Annotated in this window: 17 protein-coding genes and 1 pseudogene; 7 read left to right on the top strand and 11 right to left on the bottom strand. The window is 67.9% G+C overall.

What is annotated here, in order from left to right:
• Positions 1-65: 65 nt before the first annotated feature.
• Positions 66-1,529, bottom strand: coding sequence for a mechanosensitive ion channel (locus tag HWX36_RS28150; RefSeq protein WP_175956682.1), 1,464 nt, complete (start codon positions 1,527-1,529; stop codon positions 66-68).
• Positions 1,530-1,802: 273 nt separating this feature from the next.
• Here HWX36_RS28150 and HWX36_RS28145 point away from each other — a divergent pair.
• A pseudogene (locus HWX36_RS28145) lies at positions 1,803-2,679 on the top strand (AraC family transcriptional regulator).
• Between the two features lie 115 nt (positions 2,680-2,794).
• Here HWX36_RS28145 and HWX36_RS28140 read toward each other — a convergent pair.
• Both HWX36_RS28140 and HWX36_RS28135 read right to left on the bottom strand, forming a co-directional pair.
• Positions 2,795-3,139, bottom strand: a complete 345-nt coding sequence (locus HWX36_RS28140) for a zinc ribbon domain-containing protein (RefSeq protein WP_175956678.1) — start codon at positions 3,137-3,139, stop codon at positions 2,795-2,797.
• 10 nt (positions 3,140-3,149) lie between these two features.
• Complete coding sequence (locus HWX36_RS28135; protein WP_175956676.1) at positions 3,150-5,681, bottom strand: heavy metal translocating P-type ATPase; 2,532 nt, start codon at positions 5,679-5,681, stop codon at positions 3,150-3,152.
• 81 nt (positions 5,682-5,762) lie between these two features.
• Here HWX36_RS28135 and cadR point away from each other — a divergent pair, with 81 nt between their 5' ends.
• Both cadR and HWX36_RS28125 read left to right on the top strand, forming a co-directional pair.
• Positions 5,763-6,194, top strand: a complete 432-nt coding sequence (gene cadR / locus HWX36_RS28130) for a Cd(II)/Pb(II)-responsive transcriptional regulator (protein WP_175956675.1) — start codon at positions 5,763-5,765, stop codon at positions 6,192-6,194.
• A gap of 68 nt (positions 6,195-6,262) precedes the next feature.
• Positions 6,263-6,835: a PadR family transcriptional regulator gene (locus HWX36_RS28125; protein WP_175956673.1), complete on the top strand. Its 573-nt coding sequence runs from the start codon at positions 6,263-6,265 to the stop codon at positions 6,833-6,835.
• Between the two features lie 44 nt (positions 6,836-6,879).
• On the opposite strand, the gene HWX36_RS28120 is transcribed toward HWX36_RS28125, so the two are convergent.
• The 4 genes from HWX36_RS28120 to HWX36_RS28105 form a co-directional block, all read right to left on the bottom strand.
• Complete coding sequence (locus HWX36_RS28120) at positions 6,880-8,310, bottom strand: FAD-binding oxidoreductase (protein ID WP_175956671.1); 1,431 nt, start codon at positions 8,308-8,310, stop codon at positions 6,880-6,882.
• 15 nt (positions 8,311-8,325) lie between these two features.
• Entirely contained in the window at positions 8,326-9,114 is a 789-nt protein-coding gene (locus HWX36_RS28115; protein WP_175956670.1) for an ABC transporter substrate-binding protein, read from the bottom strand.
• A 53-nt stretch (positions 9,115-9,167) separates the two neighbouring features.
• Positions 9,168-10,322 (bottom strand): pyridoxal phosphate-dependent aminotransferase, encoded by a 1,155-nt coding sequence (locus HWX36_RS28110; protein ID WP_175956668.1) that lies wholly within the window; start codon positions 10,320-10,322, stop codon positions 9,168-9,170.
• Between the two features lie 421 nt (positions 10,323-10,743).
• On the bottom strand, positions 10,744-11,412 hold the full coding sequence (locus HWX36_RS28105; RefSeq protein ID WP_175956667.1) for a TetR/AcrR family transcriptional regulator: 669 nt from the start codon (positions 11,410-11,412) through the stop codon (positions 10,744-10,746).
• 121 nt (positions 11,413-11,533) lie between these two features.
• On the opposite strand from HWX36_RS28105, the gene HWX36_RS28100 reads away from it, so the two are divergent.
• From HWX36_RS28100 to HWX36_RS28090, 3 genes are all read left to right on the top strand, one after another.
• Positions 11,534-13,186: an acyl-CoA dehydrogenase family protein gene (locus HWX36_RS28100; protein WP_175956665.1), complete on the top strand. Its 1,653-nt coding sequence runs from the start codon at positions 11,534-11,536 to the stop codon at positions 13,184-13,186.
• Between the two features lie 60 nt (positions 13,187-13,246).
• On the top strand, positions 13,247-14,758 hold the full coding sequence (locus HWX36_RS28095; RefSeq protein WP_175956664.1) for an AMP-binding protein: 1,512 nt from the start codon (positions 13,247-13,249) through the stop codon (positions 14,756-14,758).
• A 380-nt stretch (positions 14,759-15,138) separates the two neighbouring features.
• Positions 15,139-15,549, top strand: coding sequence for a hypothetical protein (locus HWX36_RS28090; RefSeq protein WP_175956662.1), 411 nt, complete (start codon positions 15,139-15,141; stop codon positions 15,547-15,549).
• 211 nt (positions 15,550-15,760) lie between these two features.
• On the opposite strand, the gene HWX36_RS28085 is transcribed toward HWX36_RS28090, so the two are convergent.
• The 4 genes from HWX36_RS28085 to hemE all read right to left on the bottom strand — a co-directional run bounded on the left by HWX36_RS28085 (position 15,761) and on the right by hemE (position 25,112).
• The gene (locus tag HWX36_RS28085) at positions 15,761-16,900 is read right to left on the bottom strand and encodes a branched-chain amino acid ABC transporter substrate-binding protein (protein ID WP_175956661.1); all 1,140 of its coding nucleotides are present in this window, start codon (positions 16,898-16,900) and stop codon (positions 15,761-15,763) included.
• Positions 16,901-16,984: 84 nt separating this feature from the next.
• The gene (gene putA, locus HWX36_RS28080; protein WP_175956659.1) at positions 16,985-20,917 is read right to left on the bottom strand and encodes a trifunctional transcriptional regulator/proline dehydrogenase/L-glutamate gamma-semialdehyde dehydrogenase; all 3,933 of its coding nucleotides are present in this window, start codon (positions 20,915-20,917) and stop codon (positions 16,985-16,987) included.
• Positions 20,918-21,301: 384 nt separating this feature from the next.
• Positions 21,302-23,563 carry a primosomal protein N' gene (locus HWX36_RS28075; protein WP_175956658.1) on the bottom strand — a complete coding sequence of 754 codons (2,262 nt, stop codon included), beginning with the start codon at positions 23,561-23,563 and terminating at the stop codon, positions 21,302-21,304.
• Positions 23,564-24,017: 454 nt separating this feature from the next.
• A complete protein-coding gene (gene hemE / locus HWX36_RS28070; protein ID WP_226199219.1) occupies positions 24,018-25,112 on the bottom strand; it encodes a uroporphyrinogen decarboxylase in 1,095 nt (364 codons plus the stop codon).
• Between the two features lie 149 nt (positions 25,113-25,261).
• Here hemE and HWX36_RS28065 point away from each other — a divergent pair, with 149 nt between their 5' ends.
• Positions 25,262-26,059, top strand: a complete 798-nt coding sequence (locus HWX36_RS28065; protein WP_175956655.1) for a transporter substrate-binding domain-containing protein — start codon at positions 25,262-25,264, stop codon at positions 26,057-26,059.
• Positions 26,060-26,646: the final 587 nt, after the last annotated feature.

Genomic DNA, 26,646 nt, shown 5'->3' with positions numbered 1-26,646 from the left:
CCCGACCGCGCCCTGCGGGCCACCGCCGCCGGCCGCGCGAAGCGGCCGGACGGCACGCGACAGGCTTACTGCCCGCCGCTGCGCTGGTTGAACCAGCGATCGAGCAGCTTGCCGGCCGCTTCGCGCCCGCCAAGACCGAACGACAGCGCCACCGCCACCGCGATCGCGCCGAGCACGAGGCCGAACGCAAGCTGGACGATCTCGTTCGCGATGCCCATCGCGCGCAGCCCCATCGCGAACACGAGGCCGAGGATCGCGAATTGCGCGATGCGCGCGAACAGCACGCTGTGCTCGCGGTCGGCCTGCTCGATCACGCGGCGCGCGAGGCCCGCGAGCCACACGCCGATCACGAGGATCACGCCGCCCATCAGCACGTGGCCGCCGAATTCGATGAACAGCGTGACGACGTCGCGCACCTGCGAGAACCCGAGCCGGTTCGCCGCTTCGACCGACGCGAACAGCATCGCGAAGAACACGATCAGCCGCGCGACCAGCACCGACGGCTGCAGGATCCCCGAGAACACGCGCTCGACGCCGAGCACGGCCGGCAGCCCGTCGGCGCCCGCGGCTTCCAGCAGCTTCTGCGCGAGCGACGCGACGAAGCGCGCGAAGTAGAACGTCACGAGCACGATCACGATCGCCGCGACGATGTCCGGCACCGCGCCGAGGAACTGGTTCAGCATGTTGGTGGCCGGCACCGAGATCGCGTCGATCTTCAGCGCGTCGAGCGCGGAGATCAGCGTCGGCACGAACACGAACACATAGACGATCGTGCCGATCAGGCTCGACACGCGCACGGGCGTCGGGCTGTCGAGACGCTGCGTGAGGCGGTCGGCGCCCGCGGCGACGAGCAGGTTCGTCACGAGGCCGCGCAGCACGCGCGCGACGATCCAGCCGACCAGGCCGATCACCGCGGCCGCGAACAGGTTCGGCACGATCGCGAGCAGCTTGTCGACCATCCCCTGCACCGGCGACAGCAGCCCCGACAACGCGAACGACGCGAGGATCGCCGGCAGGAACATCAGGATCACGAGCCAGAACAGCACGTCGCCGAGATAGCCGCTCATCGGCCGCATGCCGGCGCCTTCGGACAGCTTGTCGTCGATCTTGCTCGCCTTCAGCGCGCGGTTCGCGAGGCTGCGCAGCAGCGACGCGATGAGCCACGCGATCAGCGTCAGCGCCCCGCCGCCGATCAGGTTCGGCAGGTAGTTGACGATGTGCGTGACGAGCAGCGAGAACGGGTTGGAGACCGCGTACAGGTTGAGCACGTTGAAGATGCCCACCGCGGTGACGAGCAGCACGAGCCAGAACAGGCCGCCTGCGATGATGCGCTCGACGCAGGCGCCCTGGCCGGTGCTTTCGTTGATCCGCTGATCGACCTTCAGCGCGCCGAGCAGGCGCATCGCGCCGGCCCGCACCACGACGGCGATCAGCCAGCCGATCACCAGGATGCCAATCGCGCCGGCGATCTTTGGCAGATACCCCCCTAGCGTGGCCTGCAGCGACGTGATGAAGCTGGAAGCATCCATTTCTTCTTCTCCCGAAAACGTGGTGTTGCGATTGAACATCGACGAACTACCTGCGTACTTCGAAAACGTGCTGCCCCGACAGAGCAACTTACCCGAGAAAAATGACGCGATCATCCGATTTCACCGTCTTTAACTTTAGTCATAGATCACGGGGGGGCAAGACCCCATTTCGCCATAAAATGGGGCCGGCTTTGTCGGCCTCATGCGCATTTCCGCAAGATTGGTCGATTCGGTCCGCGCTACCGTGACGTCGGTTCCCGCCCGGACACGCCGATGGCCGTCGAAACGAAACCGGGCCAGCCCGCCTGGGTTCGTTACGCGGCCAGCGTGGCGCGTCCACGCGTGCATTCGCGCGCACCTCGACGGCCCGCCCGACCTGAACCGGCTTGCCGAAGTCGCGTGCCTGTCGCCGTATCACTGGCAGCGCGTCCATCGCGCGCGGTTTGGCGAGTCGATCGTGCCGACGATGCGGCGGATGCGGATCGTGCGCGCGTCCGAGGATCTCGTCTGCACGACGCGGCCGATCGACGAAATCGCGTGGCGCGCGGGCTACGGTTCGACACCCGCGTTCACGCGGGCGTTTCGCGACGCATACGGCGTGCCGCCCGTGCAGCACCGGCGCACGGGCAGCCACCGGCCCATCTATCCGCTACAGCGAGGAGAAGAAGATATGTTCAAGCATGAAGTCGACATCCGGCAGCTACCCGAATTACACGGCTACGCGGTAGCGCACACCGGTTCGTACTTGAAGGTCAGCGAAGCGTTCATGCAGATCGGCGCGTGGGCCGGGCAGCACGGGTTGATCGGTCCCGGCGCGAAGATGATCGGCATTTATTACGACGATCCGGACACGACGCCCGAAGCGCAGTTGCGCGCGAAGGCCTGCTTCATGCCGGCCGACAGCGCGCCGGACATCGAACCCGCGCCGCCGGTGGAGCGCGTGACCGTGGCGGGCGGCGAATATGCGGTGCTGTTGCATACGGGGCCGTATGCGGACCTGAAGACGGCCTACCAGTGGCTCTACGGCGACTGGCTGCGTCACTCGGGCCGCGAAGCCGCCGACGCGCCGCCGTTCGAGCTGTACCTCAATACGCCGATGGATGCGGCGCCGGCCGACCTGCGCACCGAGATCTACCTGCCGCTGCGCTGATCGAAGGGCCGGGGTGCCGGGGCGAGCCGGCGCGCTGTTCCAGGACGACGCCCGTTGCAGGCACCATGCTCTCGGCGACGGTTCCGATGCGGGCAATCACACCGGAGATCGCGCGTTATCCGGCCTGCGTCCCGCAGCCCGGGCAGAAACGCGCGTCGGCAGCCAGCGCCGCGTGGCAGCGGCTGCAAGCCTTGGCGCGTTGCGACGCGCCGCACTGCGCACAGAAACGCGCATCCGCCGCATTGAGCGCGCCGCAGCCCGCGCACGCAAGCTGGCTCAGCGGCACGTTGCCGCCCTGCCCGTCGGCCGGCGCCTGCCAGCCCCAACCGTAACGATCGCGGCCGCGCGCATCGTGGCCGCCATGCCCGTCCCGGCGCTGCCCGCCGTGATGCCCGCCTCCGCTTCCGCTGTTGCCATGCCCACCGCCATGGCCGCCCAGGATTCGTTTCAGAAAGCTCATCGCGTGCTCCTCAACGCTTGGCCTGCGCGCCGCCGAACGCCCCGGAGGACGACAGCAGCCGCAAGCCATTGGCCACGACGATCAGGCTTGCGCCCGCGTCGGCGAAGACCGCCATCCACATCGTGCCGAGCCCCGCGACCGTGAGGCCGAGGAACACGATCTTCACGCCGAGCGCGAAGCCGATGTTCTGCACCAGGACACGATGCGTCGCACGCGACAGCCGCACGAACGCGGGGATCTTGCGCAGGTCGTCGTCCATCAGCGCGACGTCGGCCGTCTCGATCGCCGTGTCGGTACCCATCGCGCCCATCGCGAAACCGATGTCGGCACGCGCGAGCGCCGGCGCGTCGTTGATCCCGTCGCCGACCATCCCGACCGCGCCCGCGCCACTCGCCGACAGTTCCTCGACCGCCGCGAGCTTGTCTTCCGGCAACTGGTTGCCGCGCGCGTCGTCGATGCCGGCCTGCTGCGCGATCGCCTGCGCGGTATGCGGGTTGTCGCCGGTCAGCATCGCGGTGCGGATGCCGAGCGCATGCAGATCGGCGATCGCTTCGCGGCTCGTGTCCTTGATCGTGTCGGCCACGGCGAAGATGCCGAGCACGCGCGCTTCGTCGACCAGCACCACGACGCTCTTGCCCTGCCGCTCGAGCGCATCGAGCTTCGCCTCGAGGGCCGTCGAGCAGCGCTCGAGTTCCTCGACGAGCCGGTGGTTGCCGAGCCAGTAGCGCGTGCCGTCGATCGCGCCGCGCACGCCGCGCCCGACGATCGCTTCGAAGTCCTGCACATCGGCGAAGGCGGTCGCGCCGGCGTCGCGGGCAGCAGTGGCGATCGCCTGCGACACCGGGTGATCGGAGCGCGCCGCGAGGCTCGCGCCGAGATGCTGGACACGTGCCGCATCAGCATCGTCCGCATGCAGGTCGAAGTCGGTCTGCACCGGCTTGCCGTGCGTGATCGTGCCGGTCTTGTCGAGTGCGAGCCACGCGAGCTTGCGCCCTTCTTCCAGGTACACGCCGCCCTTCACGAGAATCCCGCGCCGCGCCGCGGCCGCGAGCCCCGACACGATCGTCACCGGCGTCGAGATCACCAGTGCGCACGGGCACGCGATCACGAGCAGCACCAGTGCACGGTAGATCCAGTCTTGCCACGAACCGCCCATGACGAGCGGCGGCACCACCGCGACCAGCAGCGCGACCGCGAACACGATCGGCGTGTAGACGCGTGCGAACTGGTCGACGAAGCGCTGCGTCGGCGCCTTCGCGCCCTGGGCTTCCTCGACCGCATGGATGATCCGCGCGAGCGTCGAGTGGGCCGCGACGGCCGTCACGCGATATTCGAACGAACCCGATTCGTTGATCGTGCCCGCGTACACGGCGTCGCCGGTCGTCTTTTCGACGGGCAGGCTCTCGCCGGTGATCGGCGCCTGGTTCACCGTCGAGCGGCCCGCGACGACTTCGCCGTCCAGCCCGATCCGCTCGCCCGGTTTCACGCGCACGACCGCGCCGAGCGCCACCCGCGCGGCCTCGATCGTGCGCCACGACCCGTCGGCGTCCCGCACGGTCGCGGTGTCCGGCGCGAGCCGCATCAGGCCCTGGATCGCATTGCGCGCCCGGTCGAGCGACTTCGCTTCGATCAGCTCGGCGATCGTGAACAGCACCATCACCATCGCGGCTTCCGGCCACTGGCCGATCGCCATCGCCCCCGTCACCGCAATGCTCATCAGCGCGTTGATATTCAGGTTGCCGTTGCGGATCGCGATCCAGCCCTTCTTGTACGTGGTGAGCCCGCACGCGAGCACCGCCGCGAGCGCGAGCGCCGCCGACAGCCACACGGGCAGGCCGGCCCAGGTCGCGCCTTCGGACGCGATCGCGGCGACGCCGGCCAGCGCCAGCGGCCACCACGGCTTCGCGGGTGCGTCGGCGACGCGCTGCGCCGATGCGCCGGCCGTTGCCGCCTCGGGCGTCATCCCGAGCGTGCGGATTGCGCTTTCGATCGCCGGCTGCGCGCCCGGCACGTGCTCGACGGTCAGCATCCGCTGCATCAGGTTGAATTCGAGCGCCGACACCTCGCTCATCCCGCCGAGCTTCTTGCGGATCAGCGTTTCCTCGGTCGGACAGTCCATCTGCATGATCCGGAACGCGGAGCGCACGTGGCCCGACGCGGTCGCCTGCGCGACCGGCAGCGGCGCGAGCGTCAGCGCGGCTGGCGCGCAGCAGTCGCCGGCCGCGTGGTCGTGGTCGTGGTCGTGGTCGTGGTCGTGGTCGTGCCCGGCATGGTCGTGCGCATGATCGTGATCGTGGCCAGCATCGCCATGCTCGGCATGCCCGTGCGAGCACGATGCACCCTGCACATGCGGTTCGTCGTGTGCATGGCCGTGATCGTGGTCGTGGCCGCGCGAGGCGGCCTTGCCGTGCGCGTGCTCGCCGGCCGCCGGCACCGCGTCGGCAACGGTCGCCAGCTGCGTGTCGCGCGGGTCGGCGCAGCACGTATCGGCGTCGTCGGCATGACGGTGTCGTGAGTCGTGGGTACGCTGGGCGTCGGTCATGACAACCTCCTTTATGGCTTGACGGTGTAGAGTTAACACCCTGAAGCCACTACAAGGTCAACCCTTACACGGGAGAAAGGCATGAAGATTGGCGAACTGGCCAAAGCGGCCCGCTGCACGCCCGAGACGATCCGGTTCTACGAGAAAGAGGGACTGATGCCGGACGCGGAGCGCACCGACTCGAACTACCGCAACTACACCGACGTGCATGTCGAACGGCTGCGCTTCATCCGCAACTGCCGCGCGCTCGACATGGCGCACGACGAAATCCGCGCGCTGCTGCAGCTCACCGACATGCCTGCCGATCCGTGCGATTCGGTCAATTCGCTGCTCGACGACCACATCGGGCACGTCGACGCGCGCCTCGCGGAGCTCACGCATCTGCGCAACCAGCTCATCGAATTGCGCCGCCAGTGCGTCGGCGAGCATTCGGTCGAGGATTGCGGCATCGTGCACGGTCTCGCGACGATGGAAACCGTCGCCCCGGCCGCGAAACGCTCGCACCTCGGCTGAAACCCTTGTGAAATATGATAGTCTGGTTGAGAATAGTCATATTCACACTAGATATTGAATAACTATTCATGTCCACCAGTCGTCCGTCCCCGCTCGCGCTGGCCGTCCTCGCGACGCTGACCGAAACGCCGATGCATCCATACGGGATGCTGCAGCAACTGAAAGCGCGCGGGTACGACGAAGTCGTCAACGTGCGCCAGCGCACGAGCCTCTATCAGACGATCGACCGGCTGCTGCGCGACGGGATGATCGTCGTGCACGACACCGAGCGCGACGGCGCGTTTCCGGAGCGCACGCTGTATGCGCTGACCGAGACAGGGCACACGGCCGGGCGGGCGTGGCTGCATGCGCTGCTCGCGGAGCCCGCGCGTGAATTTCCGGCATTCGGCGCCGGTCTCGCGTTCCTGCCGCTACTCGACGCCGAAGATGCTCGCCACCAGCTCGAGCTTCGGATCGCCCGGCTCGACGCCGAGCGCGAGCGCCTCGAAACGCTGCGCGCCACCGCGCAGGCCGATCAGGTGCCGCGCCTGTTCCTGCTGCAGAACGAGCACGCGCTCGTGCTGCTCAATGCCGAACTCGAATGGGCGCGCAGCGTCGTCGAACACCTGAAGATCGGCGCGCTGCGCTGGGTGGACGGCTGACGCGTCGCGCCGGCCGCCCCCGCCGGCAACGGGCATCGCCCCGATCAAAGCACCTTGCCGGGATTCAGGATGCCGAGCGGATCCAGCGCGGCCTTCAGGCGTCGCATCAATCCGATTTCCGCGTCGCTGCGCGTGTGCGCGAGATAGGGACGCTTGAGCACACCGATCCCGTGCTCGGCCGACACCGAGCCGCCCATGTCGCGCACCACCGCGTACACGCAGCGATCCAGCGCATCGAGGTCCACGTCGGTCATCCCGGCCAGCGACACGCCGATATGCACGTTGCCGTCGCCGACATGGCCGAAGAACAGGCACGTGACGTCCGGCCAGCGCGAGCGCAACGCCGCCTCGCAGCGCTCGGCGAACGCGCCGAGTTCGCCCGTCGGCAGACTCACGTCGAAGTTGACGAGATGCGGCAGCGCATCGATCGCAAGCCCTTCGCGCAGCGTCCACAGGTCGCGCGCCTGCCGCTCCGACGTCGCGATCACCGCATCCTCCACGAGCCCTGCGTCGAACCCCGCCGCGAGACCGGCTTCCAGCGCCTGGTTCGCGTCGCCGCCCGGTGCGCTCGTCGCACATTCGATCAGGATCGCGAAGCCGGCGTCGCCGACAAACGGTGCCGATACACCCGGCGTATGACGCGCGACGTAGTCGTAGAACGCGGGCCACATCGCCTCAAAGCTGACGACCTCAGGCAGCGTGCGCACGCGGTTCCACAGCGCGACCACCGCGTCGTAGTCCCGCACGCGGCAAAGCGCCGTGGCCGGCGCGGCGAGCAACGGATGCAGCCGCAGCACCGCGCGCGTGACGACGCCGAGCGTTCCCTCGCTGCCGATGAACAGCTGCTTCAGGTCGTAGCCCGCGTTGTTCTTCAGCATCCGGTTCATCGACGACACGACCGTGCCGTCCGCGAGCACGGCCTCGAGCCCGAGCACCTGCTCGCGCATCATCCCGTAGCGGATCGCGCGCGTGCCGCCCGCGTTGGTCGCGAGCATGCCGCCGATCTGGCATGAGCCGCGTGCGCCCAGATCGACGCCGAACGTGAAACCCGCCGCCTCCGCGGCTTCCTGCACCGTCTGCAGCGGCGTCCCGGCGCGTACGGTGATCGTGCCGGCCGCCGCGTCGAGCGCCTCGATGCCCGCGAAACGCTCCATCGACAGCACGACCTCGCCGCCGAGCGCGACCGCGCCGCGCGCGAGCCCGGTCAGCCCGCCCTGCGGCACGACCGGCTGGCCGAGCCGCGTGCACAGCGCGAGCGTGCGCGACACGTCGTCGACGCTGCGCGGGCGCACCAGCGCGCGCGGCCGCACGCCGGCCGGCTCGTTGTACGCGGTGAAGTAACGCGGATCGATGTCGGCCGAACGCGTGACGAGCGCATCGCCCAGTTCGGCGACGAGCATGGCATCGAGCGCGTCACCCGACAGCGACGCGCCGTCCTGTTCGCCGCCCACGGCGGCCGGGTTCGGATTCGGCATCGCGCCCAGCTCCGCTTACTTCGTCGAGATGTCGATATCGCCGAAATACTTCAGGCCCAGCGACTTCACCGTGCCGTCCGCCTTCAGCTTGTCGATCGCCGCATCGAGCTTCGCCTTCAGCGAATCGTCGCCCTTGCGCAGCCCGAAGGCGATGCCGCTGCCGAGGATCTTGTCGTCGTGCACCGGCTGGCCGACGAACGAGAAGCCCTTGCCGTCCGGACGCGACAGGAAACCGCGCTGGCCGGACGGTGCGAGCACGAGCGTCGCGTCGAGGCGGCCCGCCACGAGATCCGCATACGCCTGGTTCTGGTCCTGGTACGCGACCACCGCGACGCCGGCCGGCTCCCAGTGCGCCTTCGCGAAGGTTTCCTGGATCGATGCCTGCAGCACGCCGACGCGCTTGCCCTTCAGTGATTCCGGCGTCGGCAGCAGGCCGCTGCCGGTGCGCGCGATCAGCTGGGTCGGCACGCGATAGATGATCGTCGTGAAGTCGATCGCCTGGCGCCGCTGCTCGGTCGCGTTCATGGCCGAATTGATCGCGTCGAACTTGCGGCCCTTCAGCGCGGGAATCAGGCCGTCGAACGACGTCTCGACCCATTTGCACGACAGCTTCGCCGTCTGGCAGACGGCATTGCCGACGTCGATGTCGAAGCCCTGCAGGTCGCCGTTCGGCGCTTTCGATTCGAACGGCGGGTATTGCGCCTCGAGGCCGAAGCGCAGCGTCTGCGCGTCGGCGAGCGCCGCGCCGGAGCCGATTGCGCACGCGAGTGCGAATGCGAGTTTCAGGGTGGCCGTGTGCTTCATCGTGATCTCCTGGTCTGGTCGATGCGACGTCCTCGTCGCCGGTTTCCGTACGGTTACAGCGAACGCAGCCGCCGCGCGCCTTCGACCAGCGTCGCGTCGTCCTTCGAAAAACTGAGCCGGATCACGCCAGCGTCGGTGCCGTCGGTGTAGAACGCCGACAGCGGAATCGTCGCGACGCGCGCGTCGCGAATCAGGCGCAGCACGAAATCGCTGTCGCGCTCGTCCGAGAAGTGCCGGAAGCGCGCCAGCATGAAGAACGAGCCTTCGCTCGGCAGCAGCTCGAAACGCGAATCGGCCAGTTCGCGCGCGAGCAAGTCGCGCTTGGCCTGGTAGAACGCCGACAGGCCGAGATAGCTGTCCGGGCGTGCGAGGATCTCCGCGAACGCGACCTGCATCGGCGTGTCGGCCGCGAACACCATGAACTGGTGCACCTTGCGGATCTCGTCCATCAGCTCGGCCGGCGCGAGGCAATAACCGACCCGCCAGCCCGTCACGTGGAACGACTTGCCGAACGACGACACGATCACGCTGCGCTCGGCCAGCTCGCGATGGCGCGCCATGCTCTGGTGCTGCGCGCCGTCGAACACGACGTGCTCGTAAACCTCGTCGGACAGGATCACGATGCCGGTATCGTGCGTGAGCTGCGCGAGCCGTTCGAGATCGTCGGCCGAGAACACGGTCGCGGTCGGGTTGTGCGGCGTGTTGACGATGATCATCCGCGTGCGCGGGTTGATCGCCGCGGCGACTTCGTCCCAGTTCACGCGGAAATGCTCCGGCGACAGCTTGATCGCCACCGGCGTCGCACCCTGCAGCCGCACGATCGGCGCATAGCTGTCGAACGACGGCTCGAAGTAGATCACCTCGTCGCCCGGGTGCACGAGCGCGCTGATCGCCGCGTAGAGCCCTTCGCTCGCGCTGGCGATCACCGTGATTTCCGTGGCCGGGTCGTAGCGCGTGCCGTACAGCGCCTCGGTCTTCTCGGCGAGCCGCTCGCGCAGCGCCGTGACGCCGGCCATCGGCGCGTACTGGTTGTGCCCGTCGCGCATCGCGCGCGCAACGCCTTCGACGAGCGCCGGATCGGGCGCGAAATTCGGCGCACCCTGCGACAGGTTCAACGCATCGTGCCGAGCAGCCAGTTGGCCGATCACCGTGAAGATCGTCGTCCCGACGTCGGGCAGTTTCGAACGGGGCGCGGTCGCGCTTCGCATGACTCCTCCTTCTGATGTCCTTCGGGCAGGCCGCGCACGGCCTGCATCTGCCGCAAGATTTAGCCCGAGCCAATATCGGCGGACAATCGAAAGTTCGTCATGGCGGCCATGCATTTTTCTCATGGCTCGCGAAGAGATGCGCGCAGCGGCAAGGCTAGGCCGCCAGAGCGACATGCGAATCAGGCATTTCCTCCAGGGCCTGTTCACGCTAATGACGGGCTTGCGCTGGCCCCACGAATGATTTTTTCCAAATAAGGGAACGTGCGTTGCCGGCCGCATTGCGGCGTCGCGCGTCGCTTGTCTGGCTCGACCAAACGGCGCTCCTTGCTTCTTGCACGCGCCCGAAGGAAGTCCCCTTGGGGGATAGCCGGCAAGGCTCGTTCGCAAGCCCGTTACTAGCGTGAACAGGCCCTCGGAAATGCTACCGGCCGGCCGCGGCCAGGTAGGCGAGCAGCACGGCCCGCAGTTCGTCGCGCAGCGCGGCGATGTCGAACGCGGGCCCGAGCGTCAGCAGCGCCTGCGAGAGACCGCCGTAGCAGATCGCGTGCGCCATCCGCGCGAGCCCGTCGAGCCGTGCGGCCGGCGGCGGATCGGCCGCGTGCGCGAGCGCGTCGCGCCACAGCGCGACGTACGCGTCGTAATGCCGGCGGTACGCGGTGAGCGGCGACACCTGCCGCTCCAGCGCGAAGAGCACGCCCCACAGCGCCGCGTCGGCGCCGATCGCATCGACCTGCAGGTCGACGAGCGCGGCGGCGATTTCGGCCCGCGGCGCGCCGCGCAGCCGCGCCACGGCGTCGCGCAGCCGGTCGGCCAACGCCTGCACGTGCCGGTGGATGCAGAGCGCCGCGAGGCTCTGCTTGTCGCCGAAATACTCGTAGAAGGTGCCGATGCTGACGCCCGCGACAGCCGCGATTTCGCGGATTGTCGCCTTCGCGTAGCCGCGTTCGAGCAAAAGCTGAACGAACGCCTGCTGCAGCGCGTCGGAACTCGCCTGCGCGCGCGACTGGCGCGGCCGGCGGCGCAATGCGGGCGCGGGTTGCGCCGCCGGCTGGCCGGGCGGCGCCGGAACCTGAACATGTCGCGGCGGCATATTTGCTACTCTGAAAATCAGCAGGGTATGCGTTTTACCGGGGGCCGGAACCGGCGCCGAAGCGCCATCCGTGCGGCATGGCGCCGGCCGCCCGCGAAGCATGAGACCGGAGACAACCTCGATGACCGAATCGACTCACGCCGTCACGAACCAGTTCGACGAACTGGTCGACTATAACCTCTTCGCGACGGACATCGCGCTGCGCGACGCGCTCACCCGCGCGGGCGCCGACTGGGCCGTACCGCAGCTCGACGCGTACGGCGCGCGGCTCGGCAGCGCCGACACCGCACGGCTCGCCGACGAAGCGAACCGCCACACGCCGGAGCTGAACACCTTCGACCGGCGCGGCCGGCGTATCGACCGCGTCGACTTCCACCCGGCCTGGCACGCCCTGCTCGGCCAATACCGCCACGAAGGCTTCGTGTCGCTCGCATTCCGCGAGTCGCGCCGCGGCCGCTGGGCCGCGACCGCGGCCGGCTTCTACCTGCACGGCCAGATCGAGGCCGGCACGCTGTGTCCGGCGACGATGACGCAGGCCGCGATCCCGGTGCTGCAGAAGGAGCCTGCGCTGTGGGCGCTGCTGCACGACAAGCTCTACAGCGACGACTACGATCCGCGCGACGTGCCGGTCGCCGACAAGCGCTCGATCTGGTTCGGCATGGGCATGACCGAGAAACAGGGCGGCTCGGACGTGCGCGCGAACACGACACTCGCGACCGCCGTCGGCGCGGGCGGACGCGGCGGCGAATACCTGCTGCGCGGCCACAAGTGGTTTTTCTCCGCGCCGATGTGCGACGCGCACCTCGTCGTCGCGCGCACCGAAGCCGGCGGCCCGTCGTGCTTCTACGTGCCACGCTGGCGGCCGGACGGCACGAAGAACGCGGTCGAGATCCAGCGGCTGAAGGACAAGGTCGGCAACCGCAGCAACTCGAGCAGCGAGGTCGAGCTGAACGACGCGTGGGGCATCATGCTCGGCGACGAAGGCCGCGGCATTCCGACCATCATCGAGATGGCCACCTACACGCGGCTGAACTGCGTGCTCGGCAGCGCGGCGATGCTGCGCCAGGGCGTCGTGCAGGCGATCGCGTACACGCGCCAGCGTCATGCGTTCGGCCGCGCACTTGCCGAGCAGCCGCTGATGCGCACTGTGCTGGCCGATCTCGCGCTCGAAAGCGAAGCGGCGCTGTCCCTCTCGATGCGTCTCGCCGACGCGTTCGAGCGCGACGACTCGCCGCGCGAACGCGCATGGAAGCGCATCGTCACGCCCGCCGCGAAATTCTGGGTATGCAAGCGCGCGGTCGAGCTGACCGGCGAGGTGATGGAAGTGTTCGGCGGCAACGGCTACGTCGACGACGGCCCGATCGCGCGGCTGTTCCGCGAGGCGCCCGTCAACTCGATCTGGGAAGGTTCGGGCAACGTGATGTGCCTCGACGTGCTGCGCGCGATATCGCGCGAGCCCGACGCGGCCGCCGCGCTGTTCGCCGAACTCGCCGACCTCGGCGCGGGCGAACCGCGCATCCGCGCGGCGCTCGATGCGCTGCGCGCGATGCTCGCGGCGCCGGCCGACACGCTCGAGGCATCGGGCCGCGTGTTCGCGCAACGGCTCGCGGTGGTCGCGCAGGCGTGCCTGCTGCGCCGCGATGCACCGGCGGCCGTCGCCGACGCGTTCGTCGCGACGCGGCTCGCCGCGCCCGACTGGGGCCGCATCGCGGGCGGCTTCGATCCGCACGCGATCGACGTCGACGCGCTGCTGCAGCGCGCGTATCCGGCCTGACGTCGTTTCGGATCACTCAGTACGGCCCAGTTCGCCCTCGATCGCCCGCCCGGAGCCCCGATGAACCTCGTCGCCGCCCTTGACCGCGCCGCCCGTGCAACGCCCGGCAAGCCGTTCCTCGTCAGCGAATCCGCGACGATCACCTATGCTGCCGCACGCGAGCGCTCGCACCGCGCGGCAGCCGTGCTGAGCGCGCTGGGGGTCGCGGCCGGCGACCGCGTCGCCGCGATGTGCTTCAACACGCCGGCCTTCGTCGACCTGATGTTCGGCGCGTGGCGGCTCGGCGCGACGTTCGTGCCGATCAACCACAAGCTGCAGGCGCCGGAAGTCGACTACGTGCTCGAACACAGCCGCAGCAAGGCGCTGCTGTTCGACGTGGCGCTCGCGCCGGTGGCCGAACGCATCGTGCATCCCGCGCGACGGCTCGTGACCGAAGGCGAGCTCGACGGCGTGCCGTGCTTCGACACGCTGTGCGCGACGATGGACGGCCTCGCGGGCATCGAGCCGGCCGACGGCGACCTCGCGCAGATCCTCTACACGTCCGGCACGACCGGCCACCCGAAAGGCTGCGTGCACAGCCACCGCACCGTGACGCTCGCGGCGATGCAGGCGGCCCTCGCGACCGGCATCGGCCGCCACGAGCGCACGCTGATGGCGATGCCGATCTGGCATGCGTCGCCGCTCAACAACTGGTTCGGCGGCACGCTGGTCGCGGGCGGCACCGTCGTGCTGCTGCGCGAATACCATCCGCTGCGCTTCCTGCAGGCCGTCGAGCGCGAGCGCGTGACGCTGTATTTCGGCGCGCCGGTGTCGTACCTGCTGCCGCTCGACACGGTCGACGGCTTCGCGGCGTTCGACCTGTCGAGCGTGCGCGCCTGGCTGTATGGGGGCGGCCCGATCGGCCCCGCGCAGGCCGAACGTCTCGCGCGTGCGTATCGCAGCGACGCATTCTTCCAGGTGTACGGCATGACGGAAGCGGGACCGGCCGGCACGACGCTGTATCCGGACGAGCAGATCGCGAAGGCCGGTTCGATCGGCCGCCAGGGCGGCCCGGGCGTCGACCTGCGCGTCGTGCGGATGGACGGGATCGACGCGCAGCCGGGCGAGACCGGCGAGATCTGGCTGAAGACCGACAGCATGATGCTCGGCTATCTCGACGATGCAGCCGCGACGCGCGCCGCGTTCGCGCCGGACGGCTGGTATCGCACCGGCGACATCGCGCGGATCGATCAGGATGGCTACCTGTTCATCGTCGACCGGCTGAAGGACATGATCGTGACGGGCGGCGAGAACGTCTATTCGAAGGAAGTGGAGGACGTGCTCGGCGCGCACCCGGACATCGCCGAGGCAGCCGTCGTCGGCGCGCCTCATCCTGACTGGGGCGAGACGGTCGTGGCGCACGTGGTGCTGCGCACGGGCGCCGTGCCCGACGCGGACGCGCTGCGCGCGTTCTGCGGCGAGCGGCTGGCCGCGTACAAGATCCCGCGCGAATTCACGTTCGCGCAGGCGCTGCCGCGCACGCCGACGGGCAAGCTGCAGAAGTTCCTGCTGCGCGTGCGTCGCAGGGACTGAGTACCCACGATTGCGCCAACGCACTTGCAACTCGCGTACTCATATTCCCCTCGTGCCCCCAATCTTTCATCAAAGCGGGATACTGCACCATTCCCTGTCCGCGTCTCCCTCGGACTGCCACGTAACGAATGCGTAACGCCCTCCAGGAAATCGCACGGCCCCATAAGCTGACCCATGCATTCCCGAACGCGCGGCCGATGCAATACGCGGAATTGAACTAGCAATAGAAGTTAGCGGTACTGAATCATATTCGTCCGATTGATCGACGTTTCTTATCTGGAATAGTGTCTCCAGATAGCCATTCCATTTATTGAAAATGGGATGCCATCCGAATCAAGCAATAAACAATGCCGACAGTGTTGCGGGATACGTAATTTACAATGCTTAAGTTCATTCTCGGCCTAAGCCTTCTCACCTCCAATCCGGCATTTGCATGCATCGCCAGCGAGAATTTTGACATCTACTTCTCGAGAGATAGCTCGCACATATCGAATTCAGAAATCGCCCGCATTGCAAAATGGGCCGCTGACCAAAAAATCCATTACGCCAATCACTTCACCAAAGAAACAACACTGATTAGTGGCCATGCCGAGGAAAGTGAACGGAGCGCACTGGCCCTTGCGCAATCAAGAATGCAAACCGCGTATGCGCTGTTGGAGCAACTAGGTTTTTTACGCGGGACCATCAAGACGAGCGCCCGCGTCTACTCGCATGGCGACGTGGACAATGGGCGGCGTGTGGAAATTTCCTTCCTGCCCGATTGCCCTAACAAGTGCTGCGATGGCAAGTAACGTCATACCGCCGCCGGTCACGGCGATGCGGCGTTGACGTACACATATGGCAAGCCTGCTGCACCATCGCCGGCAAGATCCATATGACGTGCCGGCCGTGTACCACCAAAGAAAAAGCCACCGGAGCCCGACGGCCCGGTGGCTTTTTCGCATGATCGGCAGGGCAGCGACAAGCGCCGCCGCCCGCGCGTCATGTCACGTCATGCCCTGCTTACTTGCCGCCAATGCTCTTCAGCGGCTTCCACTCGCCCTTCTCGACCTTGTACATCGTGATGCCGCCGTTCTTCAGGTCGCCCTTCGCGTCATACGCGACGTGCGTCGACGTCACACCGGCCATGTCGGTCTTCGCGAGCAGCGGCAGGTACTTCGCCGGATCGGTCGAATCGGCCTTCTTCATCGCGTTGAACAGCGCCATCGCACCGTCGTACGCATACGGCGAGTACGTCTGCACGTCTTCGCCGAAGCGCTTCTTGTACTTGTCCGCGTACGTCTTGCCGCCCGGCATTTCTTCCAGCGGGAGGCCTGCCAGCGAAGCGATCGTGCCGTCGGCCGCGTTGCCCGCGATCTTCAGGAACGTCGGCGTCTTCACCATTTCGCCGCTCATCAGCGGAGCGGTGATGCCGAGCGTCTTCATCTGCTTGACCATCGGCGCCGCCTGCGAATCCGCGCCGCCGTAGTAGACGAGATCCGGCTTCGCAGCCTTCAGCTTGGTCAGGATCGCCTTGAAGTCGACAGCCTTGTCGTTCGTGAATTCACGGTCGACGATCGACGCGCCGCCGGCCTTCGCGGCCTTCTCGAACTGGTCGGCGAGACCCTGGCCGTAGGCCGTGCGGTCGTCGACGATCGCGATCTTCTTCATGCCGAGATCCTTCGACGCGAACGTGCCGGCCACCGAGCCCTGCTGCGTGTCGGACGTCATCATGCGGAAGGTCGTCTTGTAGCCCTGCTGCGTGTATTCCGGTGCGGTCGCCATCGCGATCTGCGGAATGCCCGCGTTCGCGTAGATGCGCGAAGCCGGGATCGTCGTGCCCGAGTTGAAGTGGCCGAGCATGCCCTTGATGCCGTCGTCGACGAGCTTCTGCGCAACCGTCGTGCCGGTGCGCGGGTCGGCCTGGTCGTCTTGCGTGTCGAGTGTGAACTTCACCGGCTTGCCGCCGATCTTCGGGTTCGTCGCGTTGAAATCCTCGATCGCGAGCACGATCCCGTTCTGCATATCCTTGCCGTAGTGCGCCTGCGCGCCCGTCATCGGCCCTGCGTAACCGATCTTCACGTCATCCGCATGGGCCGTCCCCGCCAGCGACATGACCGCGACGAACGTCGCGCCTGCCAGCTTTTTCATCGTGTGTTGCATAGCATCTCCTTGGTACCAGGGTAAATGAAGCGGCTTCGGGATCGCCTTGCCGCTTCTTTTGTTTGATCCGAACGGCAAGGATGATCAGCCGATCGTCATCAAATTCGCATTGCCGCCCGCCGCGGCCGTGTTCACGCTCACCGAGCGCTCCGTCAGCAGCCGTTCCAGCGCGTAATCTTCCGCATCGCCGTTCTCGAACGCGCCCACCGACACGCCCTGCACCGACACGATCGGGCCCGGCCGCTGCGCGACGTCCTTCACGAGCGTCTGCAGTTCGTCGCTGTCGCCTTCGAACAGCACCGCGTCGAACGGCGCGTCGGCCTGCTTGCGCACGGTCGCGTGCGCCTTCAGCGACGCCGGCAGCGCGGCGACCAGCGCCTCGCCGGCCGCGCCCGCGAACAGCGCGCGGTTGCCGGTTGCGAGCACTGCCGCGAACTGCGCGCGCGCACCGCCCGGCGTCGCCGCGACACACAGCACCGTGCCGCGCGGGCCGAGTGTATACGTGTTTCGCTCGCCTGTCGGACCGGTCAGCACCGCGGTCGCACCGGCCGGCACCTGGGCCAGATAGCCGTCGCAGCGCGCGGCCAGCGCCGGCTCGCGCTGCTCGATCAGCCAGTCGCGCAGCGTCGTGAGCGCCGCCGCCGGGTTGCCGCGCGCGTCGCCTTCCACCGCGCCGTCCGCGATCAGCATCTGCGCGAGCGAACGCGGCAGGCCCGACGGACGCGTCGCGAGCAGGCGCTGCAGGTACAGCGCGCCGCCAGCCTTCGGGCCCGTGCCCGACAGCCCTTCGCCGCCGAACGGCTGGACGCCGACCACCGCGCCGATCACGTTGCGGTTCACGTAGATGTTGCCGACGTGCGCATTCGAAATCACGTGCGCGATCGTTTCGTCGATCCGCGTGTGGATGCCGAGCGTCAGGCCGTAGCCGGTCGCGCGGATCTGCTCCAGCAGCTTGTCGAGCTGACTGCGGCGGTAACGCACCACGTGCAGCACGGGGCCGAACACCTCGCGCTTGAGCTCGTCGATGCTGCCGATCTCAATCAAAGTCGGCGGCACGAACGTGCCGTGCGCACAGGCCTCGGGCGCCGGCAGTTGCGTGACGGCGTGCCCCTTGTCCTTCATCGCCGCGACGTGCGCGTCGATCGTCTGCTTCGCTTCGGCGTCGATCACCGGGCCGACGTCGGTCGACAGGCGGTCGGGATTGCCGAGCGCCAGCTCGTGCATCGCGCCCTTGAGCATCGTCAGCGTGCGATCCGCGACGTCGTCCTGCAGACACAGAACGCGCAGCGCCGAACACCGTTGACCGGCCGAGTCGAACGACGACTGCATCACGTCCGCGACGACTTGCTCCGCGAGCGCCGACGAGTCGACGATCATCGCGTTCTGGCCGCCCGTCTCCGCGATCAGCGGGATCGGCTTGCCGTCCGGGTCGAGGCGCGAGGCGAGCGTCTTGTTGATCAGGCGCGCGACTTCGGTCGAGCCGGTGAACATCACCGCACGCGTACGCGGATCGGCCACCAGCGCCGCACCGACGGTCTCGCCGGTACCCGGCAGCAGTTGCACCGCACCGGCCGGCACGCCGGCCTCGCGCAGCAGGCGCACGGCCTGGGCGGCGATCAGCGGCGTCTGTTCGGCCGGCTTCGCGAGCACCGTGTTGCCGGCGGCGAGTGCCGCGGCGACCTGGCCCATGAAGATCGCGAGCGGGAAGTTCCACGGGCTGATACAGACCACGGGGCCCAGCGGACGGTGCGTGTCGTTCGAGAATTCGCCGCGGATCTGTGCCGCGTAATAGCGCAGGAAGTCGACCGCTTCGCGGATCTCGGCGATCGCGTTCGGCAGCGATTTGCCGGCTTCGCGCACGATCAGGCCCATCAGCGTGTGCATCTGCGCTTCGAGCAGGTCGGCCGCGCGCACCAGGCAATCGGCACGCGCATCGACCGGCGTCGCCTGCCAGATCGGCGCGGCGGCCACCGCGTGCGCGAGTGCCGCGCTCACGTGTTCGGCCGTCGCTTCGCTGACCGTGCCGACCAGGTCGCGCTGGTCGGCCGGGTTGCGCACGTCGCGGGCCGGCGCATCGGCGAGCGTGTCGTCGGCAAGCATCGGCGCCGCGCGCCACGGGAAATGCGCGCTCGCGAGCAGTGCGGACGACAGCGACGCGAGACGGTGTTCGTTCGACAGGTCGAGGCCCATCGAGTTGGGACGCTCGTCGCCGTACAGGTTGCGCGGCAGCGGGATCTTCGCGTGCGGCGCGCCGAGCGGCACGACCTTCGACGCTTCGTCGACCGGATCGGCGACCAGCTCCTTCACCGACACGGTTTTATCCGCGATGCGGTTCACGAACGACGTGTTCGCGCCGTTCTCGAGCAGGCGGCGCACCAGGTACGCGAGCAGCGTCTCGTGCGTGCCGACCGGTGCGTACACGCGGCACGGACGGTTCAGCTTGTCGCGGCCGGTGACTTCCTCGTACAGCGGCTCGCCCATCCCGTGCAGGCACTGGAATTCGTACTGGCCCGGGTAGTAGTTCTGGCCCGCGAGCTGGTAGATCGCGGCCAGCGTGTAAGCGTTGTGCGTCGCGAACTGCGGGTAGACGGCGTCCGGCGCCGCGAGCAGCTTCTTCGCGCACGCGAGGTACGACACGTCGGTGTAGATCTTGCGCGTGTAGACCGGATAGCCTTCGAGGCCATCGACCTGCGCACGCTTGATCTCGGAATCCCAGTACGCGCCCTTCACGAGGCGGATCATCAGGCGGTGACGGCTGCGGCGCGCGAGATCGATCAGGTAATCGATCACGAACGGGCAGCGCTTCTGGTAGCCCTGCACGACGAAGCCGATGCCGTTCCAGCCCGCGAGATCCGGATCGAAGCACAGCGCCTCGAGCAGGTCGAGCGACAGCTCGAGCCGGTCGGCCTCTTCGGCGTCGATGTTCAGGCCGATGTCATAGCGGCGTGCGAGCAGCGCGAGGGCGCGCACGCGCGGCAGCAGCTCGCTCATCGTGCGGTCCTGCTGCGAACGCGAGTAGCGCGCATGCAGCGCCGACAGCTTGATCGAGATGCCCGGGCCTTCGTAGATGCCGCGGCCCCCGGCTGCCTTGCCGATCGCGTGGATCGCCTGTTCGTACGACGCGTAGTAGCGCTGCGCGTCCTCTTCGGTCGTCGCCGCTTCGCCGAGCATGTCGTACGAGTAGCGGAAGCCGCGCGCTTCGTACTTGCGGCTGTTCGCCAGCGCTTCGGAGATCGTCTCGCCGGTGACGAACTGCTCGCCCATCAGGCGCATCGCCATGTCGACGCCCTTGCGGATCAGCGGCTCGCCGCCGCGGCCGATCAGGCGCGTCAGCGCCGACGACAGCCCGGCTTCGCTGTTGGTCGTCACGAGCTTGCCGGTGATCATCAGCCCCCAGGTCGCCGCGTTCACGAACAGCGACGGCGCGTGGCCGACGTGCGAGCGCCAGTCGCCCTTGCTGATCTTGTCGCGGATCAGCGCATCGCGCGTCGCGCGATCGGGAATGCGCAGCAGCGCTTCGGCGAGGCACATCAGCGCCACGCCTTCCTGGCTCGACAGCGAGAACTCGTGGATCAGCCCCTCGACGCCGCCGCCCGAGCTCTTCTCGCGCAGCGCCTCGACGAGCTTCGTCGCGAGCGCCTGCACGTCCGCCTGCAGGTTCGCGGGCAGGCGCGCCTGGCCGAGCAGGAACGGCACGCATTCCGGCTCGGGGCGGCGGTACGCCGCCGTGATCGCCGCGCGCAGCACCGATTGCGGCTGCACGTTCTGCGCGAACTCGAGGAACGGATGCGGCGAGTTGTCGTCGTCGCCGTCCGCGGCCTGGCCGTCGGCGAGCTCCGTGACGCCGCTGTGGCCCGACAACTCGGGCGGCAACTGGCCGTGCTCGATCCGCTCGAGGTACGCGAAGATCGCCTGCTTGATCAGCCAGTGGGGAGTGCGCTCGAGACGCGCGGCGGCATCCTTGAGGCGCGAGCGGAGAAGGTCGTCGACTTTGACGCCGAGAGTCGTGCTTGCCATGGTGGGTTCGTGCGCCGGTGCGAGCCCGGCAATAGGGTGTGAGAGGATGCGCGAAATCCTACGGCACGCAATAAAAAGGTGCAACCACATTGAGAGATGGGTTGCACCCTTAGGTTAGTCAATATAATCAGCCACTTAGAACGTTGCAACCTAGGGGTTGCCCGTGGTCGGAGGATCGGTGTTTTCCCTGAGCGGGCCGATTTGACATGCGTGCGCAACCTTCCGCGCGCGAGGCGGCGGACGAAAATGGGTTGCACTGGGTGTGACGGCGGGTGTGGCGCCGAGGCGCAGCCGTGCGGCAAAAGACGGCTTGGGGGCGCACGGCCCCGGCGGGCCCGGCTTCAATGGGGCGGCACGCAGCACGGCGAGCGCACGGCGCGCCGCTCAGATATCCAGCGGATCGACCTCGACGCTCCACCGCAGCACGCCCTTCAGCGCGCGCAGCTCCGGCTGCCATGCGCGCAGCGCATGCTGCAGCGCCGCCCGCGACGCGCTTTCGAGCAGTAACTGCGCACGATGGACGTTCGCGACCTTGACGATCGTCATCGGCACCGCGTCGTAGACGGTCACGCGATCGGCGCCCGGCAGCCCCGGCAACGCGGCCGCGGCCTGCAGCAGGAACGCGAGCGCCGCATCGAGCGTTCGCCCTTCGGCGCGCAACAGCGCCTGGTAGACGAACGGCGGCAGGTGCGCGTCGCGGCGCTCGCCGAGCGTCGAATTCGCGAAGCCGACGTAATCCTGCCGCCCGAGCGCGTGGTACAGCGCGTGACGCGGGTAACGCGTCTGCACGAGCACCTCGCCCGGCAGCCCGGCCCGCCCCGCGCGGCCGCTCACCTGCATCAGCTGCGCGAACAGCCGTTCGCTCGCGCGGAAGTCGTGCGAGAACAGCGCGGTGTCGGCATTGAGCACACCGACGAGCGACACGCGCTGAAAGTCGTGCCCCTTCGCGATCATCTGCGTGCCGACGAGGATATCGACCTCGCCCGCGTGCACGTCGGAAAAGAGCGCCTGCGCGCTGCCCTTGCGGCGTGTGCTGTCCGCGTCGATCCGCAGCACGCGCGCGCCCGGCACGGCCTCGGCGAGCGCCTCCTCGATGCGTTGCGTGCCGCGCCCGAGCGGCGCGATGTCGACGTTGCCGCACTCGGGGCACGATCTCGGAATGCGCGCTTCCCAGCCGCAGTGATGGCAGCGCAGCGCGTGCTCGGGCTTGTGCAGCACGACGTACGCGCTGCAGCGCGGGCAGCCGGCCACCCAGCCGCAGGCATCGCACGCGAGCTGCGGAGCGTAGCCGCGCCGGTTCAGGAACACGAGGCTCTGTTCGCCGCGCTCGAGCCGCGCCTTCAGCGCCGCGACGAGCGGCCCCGACAGCCCGCCCAGCGACGCGCGCCCGCGCCGCCGCTCCTCTTCGAGGTCGATCAGCCGCACGGTCGGCAGCGTCGCGTCGGCTACCGCGCGGCGCGACAGCGTGAGCCGCGTGTAGCGGCCCTGCTCGGCCTGCCACCAGCTTTCGAGCGACGGCGTCGCCGAGCCGAGCACGACCGTGATGCCGAGCTGCTTCGCGCGCCACACGGCGAGATCGCGCGCCGAATAGCGCAACCCTTCCTGCTGCTTGTACGCGGGCTCGTGCTCCTCGTCGACGACGATCAGCGCGAGCGTCGGCATCGACGCGAGCACCGCGAGGCGCGTGCCGAGCACGATCCGCGCGCGTCCCGTATGCGCGGCGAGCCAGTTGCGCGCACGCTCGCCCTCGGCGAGCCCGCTGTGCAGCGTGACGATCGCGTCGTCGGCGAGGGCGCCCGCGAAGCGCGCGCGAAACGCGGCCTCGAATTGCGGCGTCAGGTTGATTTCGGGAACGAGCACGAGCGCCTGCGCATCCGGCCGTGCGTCGAGCAGCGACGCGAGCGCATGCAGATAGACTTCGGTCTTGCCGCTGCCCGTCACGCCGTGCAGCAGGAACGGCGCGAAGCCCTGCGCGGCGCGAATCGCGTCGAGCGCCTCGGCCTGCTGGTCCGTGAGCGCCGGCGGCACAGTTCGTCCACCGGCTGCCAACAGGTTATCCACAGCTTTGGGCACAGGCGCATTGGCCCAGCCGATCTCCTCGACGTCGACCCAGCCGCGCGTCGCCCAGTCGTCGAGCGTGACCGCCGCCTTCGGGTGAAGCGCGCGCGCATCCGGCAGCGCCAGCGAGCCGGTGTCGACCAGCGCCTGCGCGAGCCGCCGCAGCGCGGCCCCGCGGGCGGGCAGCGCCTCGGGCAGCGCCGCGCGGCCGGCTTCCGTCGGCCGGTAACGCACTTCGGGCGCGAGCAGCCGCCCCCAGCGCCCGGCATCGCGCAGCGCCTGCGGCAGCGCCGGCAACGCGACCTCGCCACGCCCGCGCTGGTAGTAGTCGGCGGCAAACGACACGAGCGCGAGCCAGTCCGGCGACAACGGCGGCAGGTCGGCGCAGATCGCGTCGATCGCGCGCAGCCGGGACGGCGGCACCTCGGTGTGAGTCGTCACTTCACAGACGAGCCCGACGGCCTGCCGCTTGCCGAACGGCACCTGCACGAGCGTGCCCGGCCCGGGCGGCGGTTGCACGTCGCAGCGGTAATCGAACAGGGTGGCGAGCGGATGGTCGAGCGCGACGCGCAGATAGGTGCCGCTCATGACGGCACTCCGACGGCGGCATGCGCCGCATGGGCATGGACGGCCGACATCCGCGCTCGCATCGGGGCAGCGAACTTAAAGTAAAACTTCAGATTCGGCGCTAAGTTTTGGATTCGCATTAGGAATCGCCGTATACCCTGCCCAGCCTGTGGATAACTTTGTTGAGAACTCGCCGCTCACTGGCCGCAACGCGCGCGGGGCCGTGCTTTGCGCGGATTTTCGCCGCTTGTTGCGGTGCCCCGCTGAGCCTTATTCCATAAGGCTGCTATTCAAATTACCGAACCATAGCGAGACAAATTGACCGATACAGGGCTCTACCGCGCTGCAACGTGGAAAATGTGTATAAGTCAAGTCTTGACAAGCACTGAATCGGCAACCGGTGCGGGGTTGCGTCCTGTTTAGTTCCGATAGCGAAACGCTGTCACGCCGCAGTGCAGCATGACAGCGCTTGCGCTCAGCCCGCGGCTCCGCTACGGATCGAGCGGCTGTGGCGATGCACTTCGTCGACGAGTTCGGCGACGTGATCGGGCGATGTGAATTGCGAAATGCCGTGCCCGAGGTTGAATACATGGCCCGGATGGTTGCCATAGCTGTCGAGCACCGCGCGCGCCTGCTCGCGTACGGCGGCGGGCGGCGCAAACAGGATCGTCGGATCGAGGTTGCCCTGCAGCGCGACCTTGCCCGCAACGCGTTCGCGCGCGTGGCCGAGGTTGACCGTCCAGTCGAGCCCGACCGCGTCGACGCCGGTCGCCGCGATCTCCTCGAGCCACAGCCCGCCGCCCTTCGTGAACGTGATCACCGGCACGCGCTCGCCGTCGTGCTCGCGCTTGAGCTGCGAGACCACGCGGCGGATGTAGTCCAGCGAGAAACGCTGGTACGCGCCGTCCGCCAGCGCGCCGCCCCACGTATCGAAGATCATCACGGCCTGCGCGCCCGCTTCGATCTGCGCGTTCAGGTACGCAGCCACCGCCTGCGCGTTCACGTCGAGGATCCGGTGCATCAGGTCGGGACGCGAATACGCCATCGACTTCACCGTGCGGAAATCGTCCGACCCGCCGCCTTCGACCATATAGCACGCGAGCGTCCACGGGCTGCCCGAAAAACCGATCAGCGGCACGCGCTGGCGGCCCTGGCCGTCGGTGAGCGCGCGACGGATCTCGCGCACAGCGCCCGTCACGTAGCCGAGCGTCTCTTCGATGTCCGGCACCGCGAGCTTCGCGACGTCGGCCTCGGTACGCACCGGATGCGCGAACTTCGGCCCTTCGCCGACCTGGAAGTCGAGGCCGAGCCCCATCGCGTCGGGAATCGTCAGGATGTCCGAGAACAGGATCGCGGCGTCGAGCGGGAAGCGCTCGAGCGGCTGCAGCGTCACTTCGGTCGCGTAGTCGGGATGCTTCGCGAGGCCGAGGAAGCTGCCGGCGCGCGCGCGCGTCGCGTTGTATTCGGGCAGGTAGCGGCCGGCCTGGCGCATCAGCCAGATCGGCGTGTAGTCGGTCGGCTCGCGCAGAAGCGCACGCAGGAAGGTGTCGTTGAGCAGGTTATGGGCCACGGTAGGAGCGACGATGCGAGGGCAAAGCGGCATTTTACCGGACAGCCGCCGTCGGGCCGCGCTTGCCGACGCGATGGCGGCCATATGACGCGCGCGATGGCTCCGTTATGATCGGACGCTCATATCGAACGAAACGAAGGAGGAGACCGATGAAGACACTCGCCACGCTCGCCGCCGCCGCATTGCTTTGCTGCGCCGCGGCGCACGCGCAGACTGGCGCAGGCACCGCCGCCGCACCGGGCGCCGGCTCGCGGCTCGACGACGTGCTCGCGCGCGGCACGCTGCGCGTGTGCACGACGGGCGACTACAAGCCGTATTCGTACTACCGTGCGGACGGCCGCTTCGAGGGCATCGACATCGACATGGCCGAATCGCTCGCGAAGTCGCTCGGCGTGAAGGCCGATTACGTGAAGACGAGCTGGCCGAACCTGACCGGCGATTTCGTCGCGAAATGCGACATCGCGGTGGGCGGCGTGTCGACGACGCTCGAGCGCCAGAAGCGCGTGTTCTTCACGCAGCCGTACGTGGTGGACGGCAAGACGCCGATCGTGCGCTGCGCGGACGCCGGCAAATACCAGACCGTCGCGCAGATCGACCGGCCGGAGACGCGCGTGATCGTGAACCCGGGCGGCACCAACGAGCGGTTCGCGAAGCAGCATTTCACGCATGCGAACCTCACCGTCTATCCGGACAACGTAACGATCTTCAAGCAGATCCTCGCCGGCAAGGCGGACGTGATGGTGACGGATGCGTCCGAGACGCTGCTGCAGCAAAAGCTGAATCCGGGCCTGTGCTCGGTGCATCCGGACAAGCCGTTCCAGTTCGGCGAGAAGGCGTACATGGTGCCGCGCGGCGACGTCGCGTTCCAGCAGTACGTCGATCAGTGGCTGCATCTCGCGCTGTCGACCGGCGAATACCAGGCGATTTCGGACAAATGGCTGAAGTAAGCGGGCACGCGCACGGCGACAGGTAGCAGGCACCGACCCCGCGGCTACCGCCGCGAAAGCCGCTGCGCGGCGGCAGCCAAAGCGCCGCCGTTACAGTTCGGCGCAGCGCGCCGGCGCCCGGAAAATCGGCCCGAAGCCACCGAATTGGCCGAACGGCCGACTTCCACGCGTGCCGATCACGTTTCAAAATCTTTCCGACGAATGAATCGTCATGCGCGGTATCGGCCGGAAGGCGCATTTTCTCACGTGCAAATCGGCAGTTCGTCGAGCCTGATACGCATGAAAAACGCATCGTGCGCATGCGCTGAAAACGCTGCGGAAAATATGAGTAAAAATGACCTTTTTCAGGCCCTCAAAAACAGCAAAAAATCCCGGAAAGCCTTATCTGGCGGGCGTTACAACCTGAAACACTTTGTTACCGCGACGGGTCATTAATTCGCCCACAATGGCCTCAACGGTTTCAACACGGATGCGGTCTCGTGTGCCAAGTGTGAGCGGACGCGAAGCGCTGCGAGCCAGTCGGTCACGTACCGAAGCCCTTCCGAGGGGCATCCCTGTTGGAGTCGTTTCCGGCCCCCCGCCGGACT

Origin of the sequence: Burkholderia sp. BCC0405, assembly GCF_902833075.1 — a bacterium.
Classification (GTDB): Bacteria; Pseudomonadota; Gammaproteobacteria; order Burkholderiales; family Burkholderiaceae; genus Burkholderia.
The sequence above is the reverse complement of the archived record's forward strand: the minus strand, read 5'-3'. Positions and strand labels throughout refer to the sequence as shown.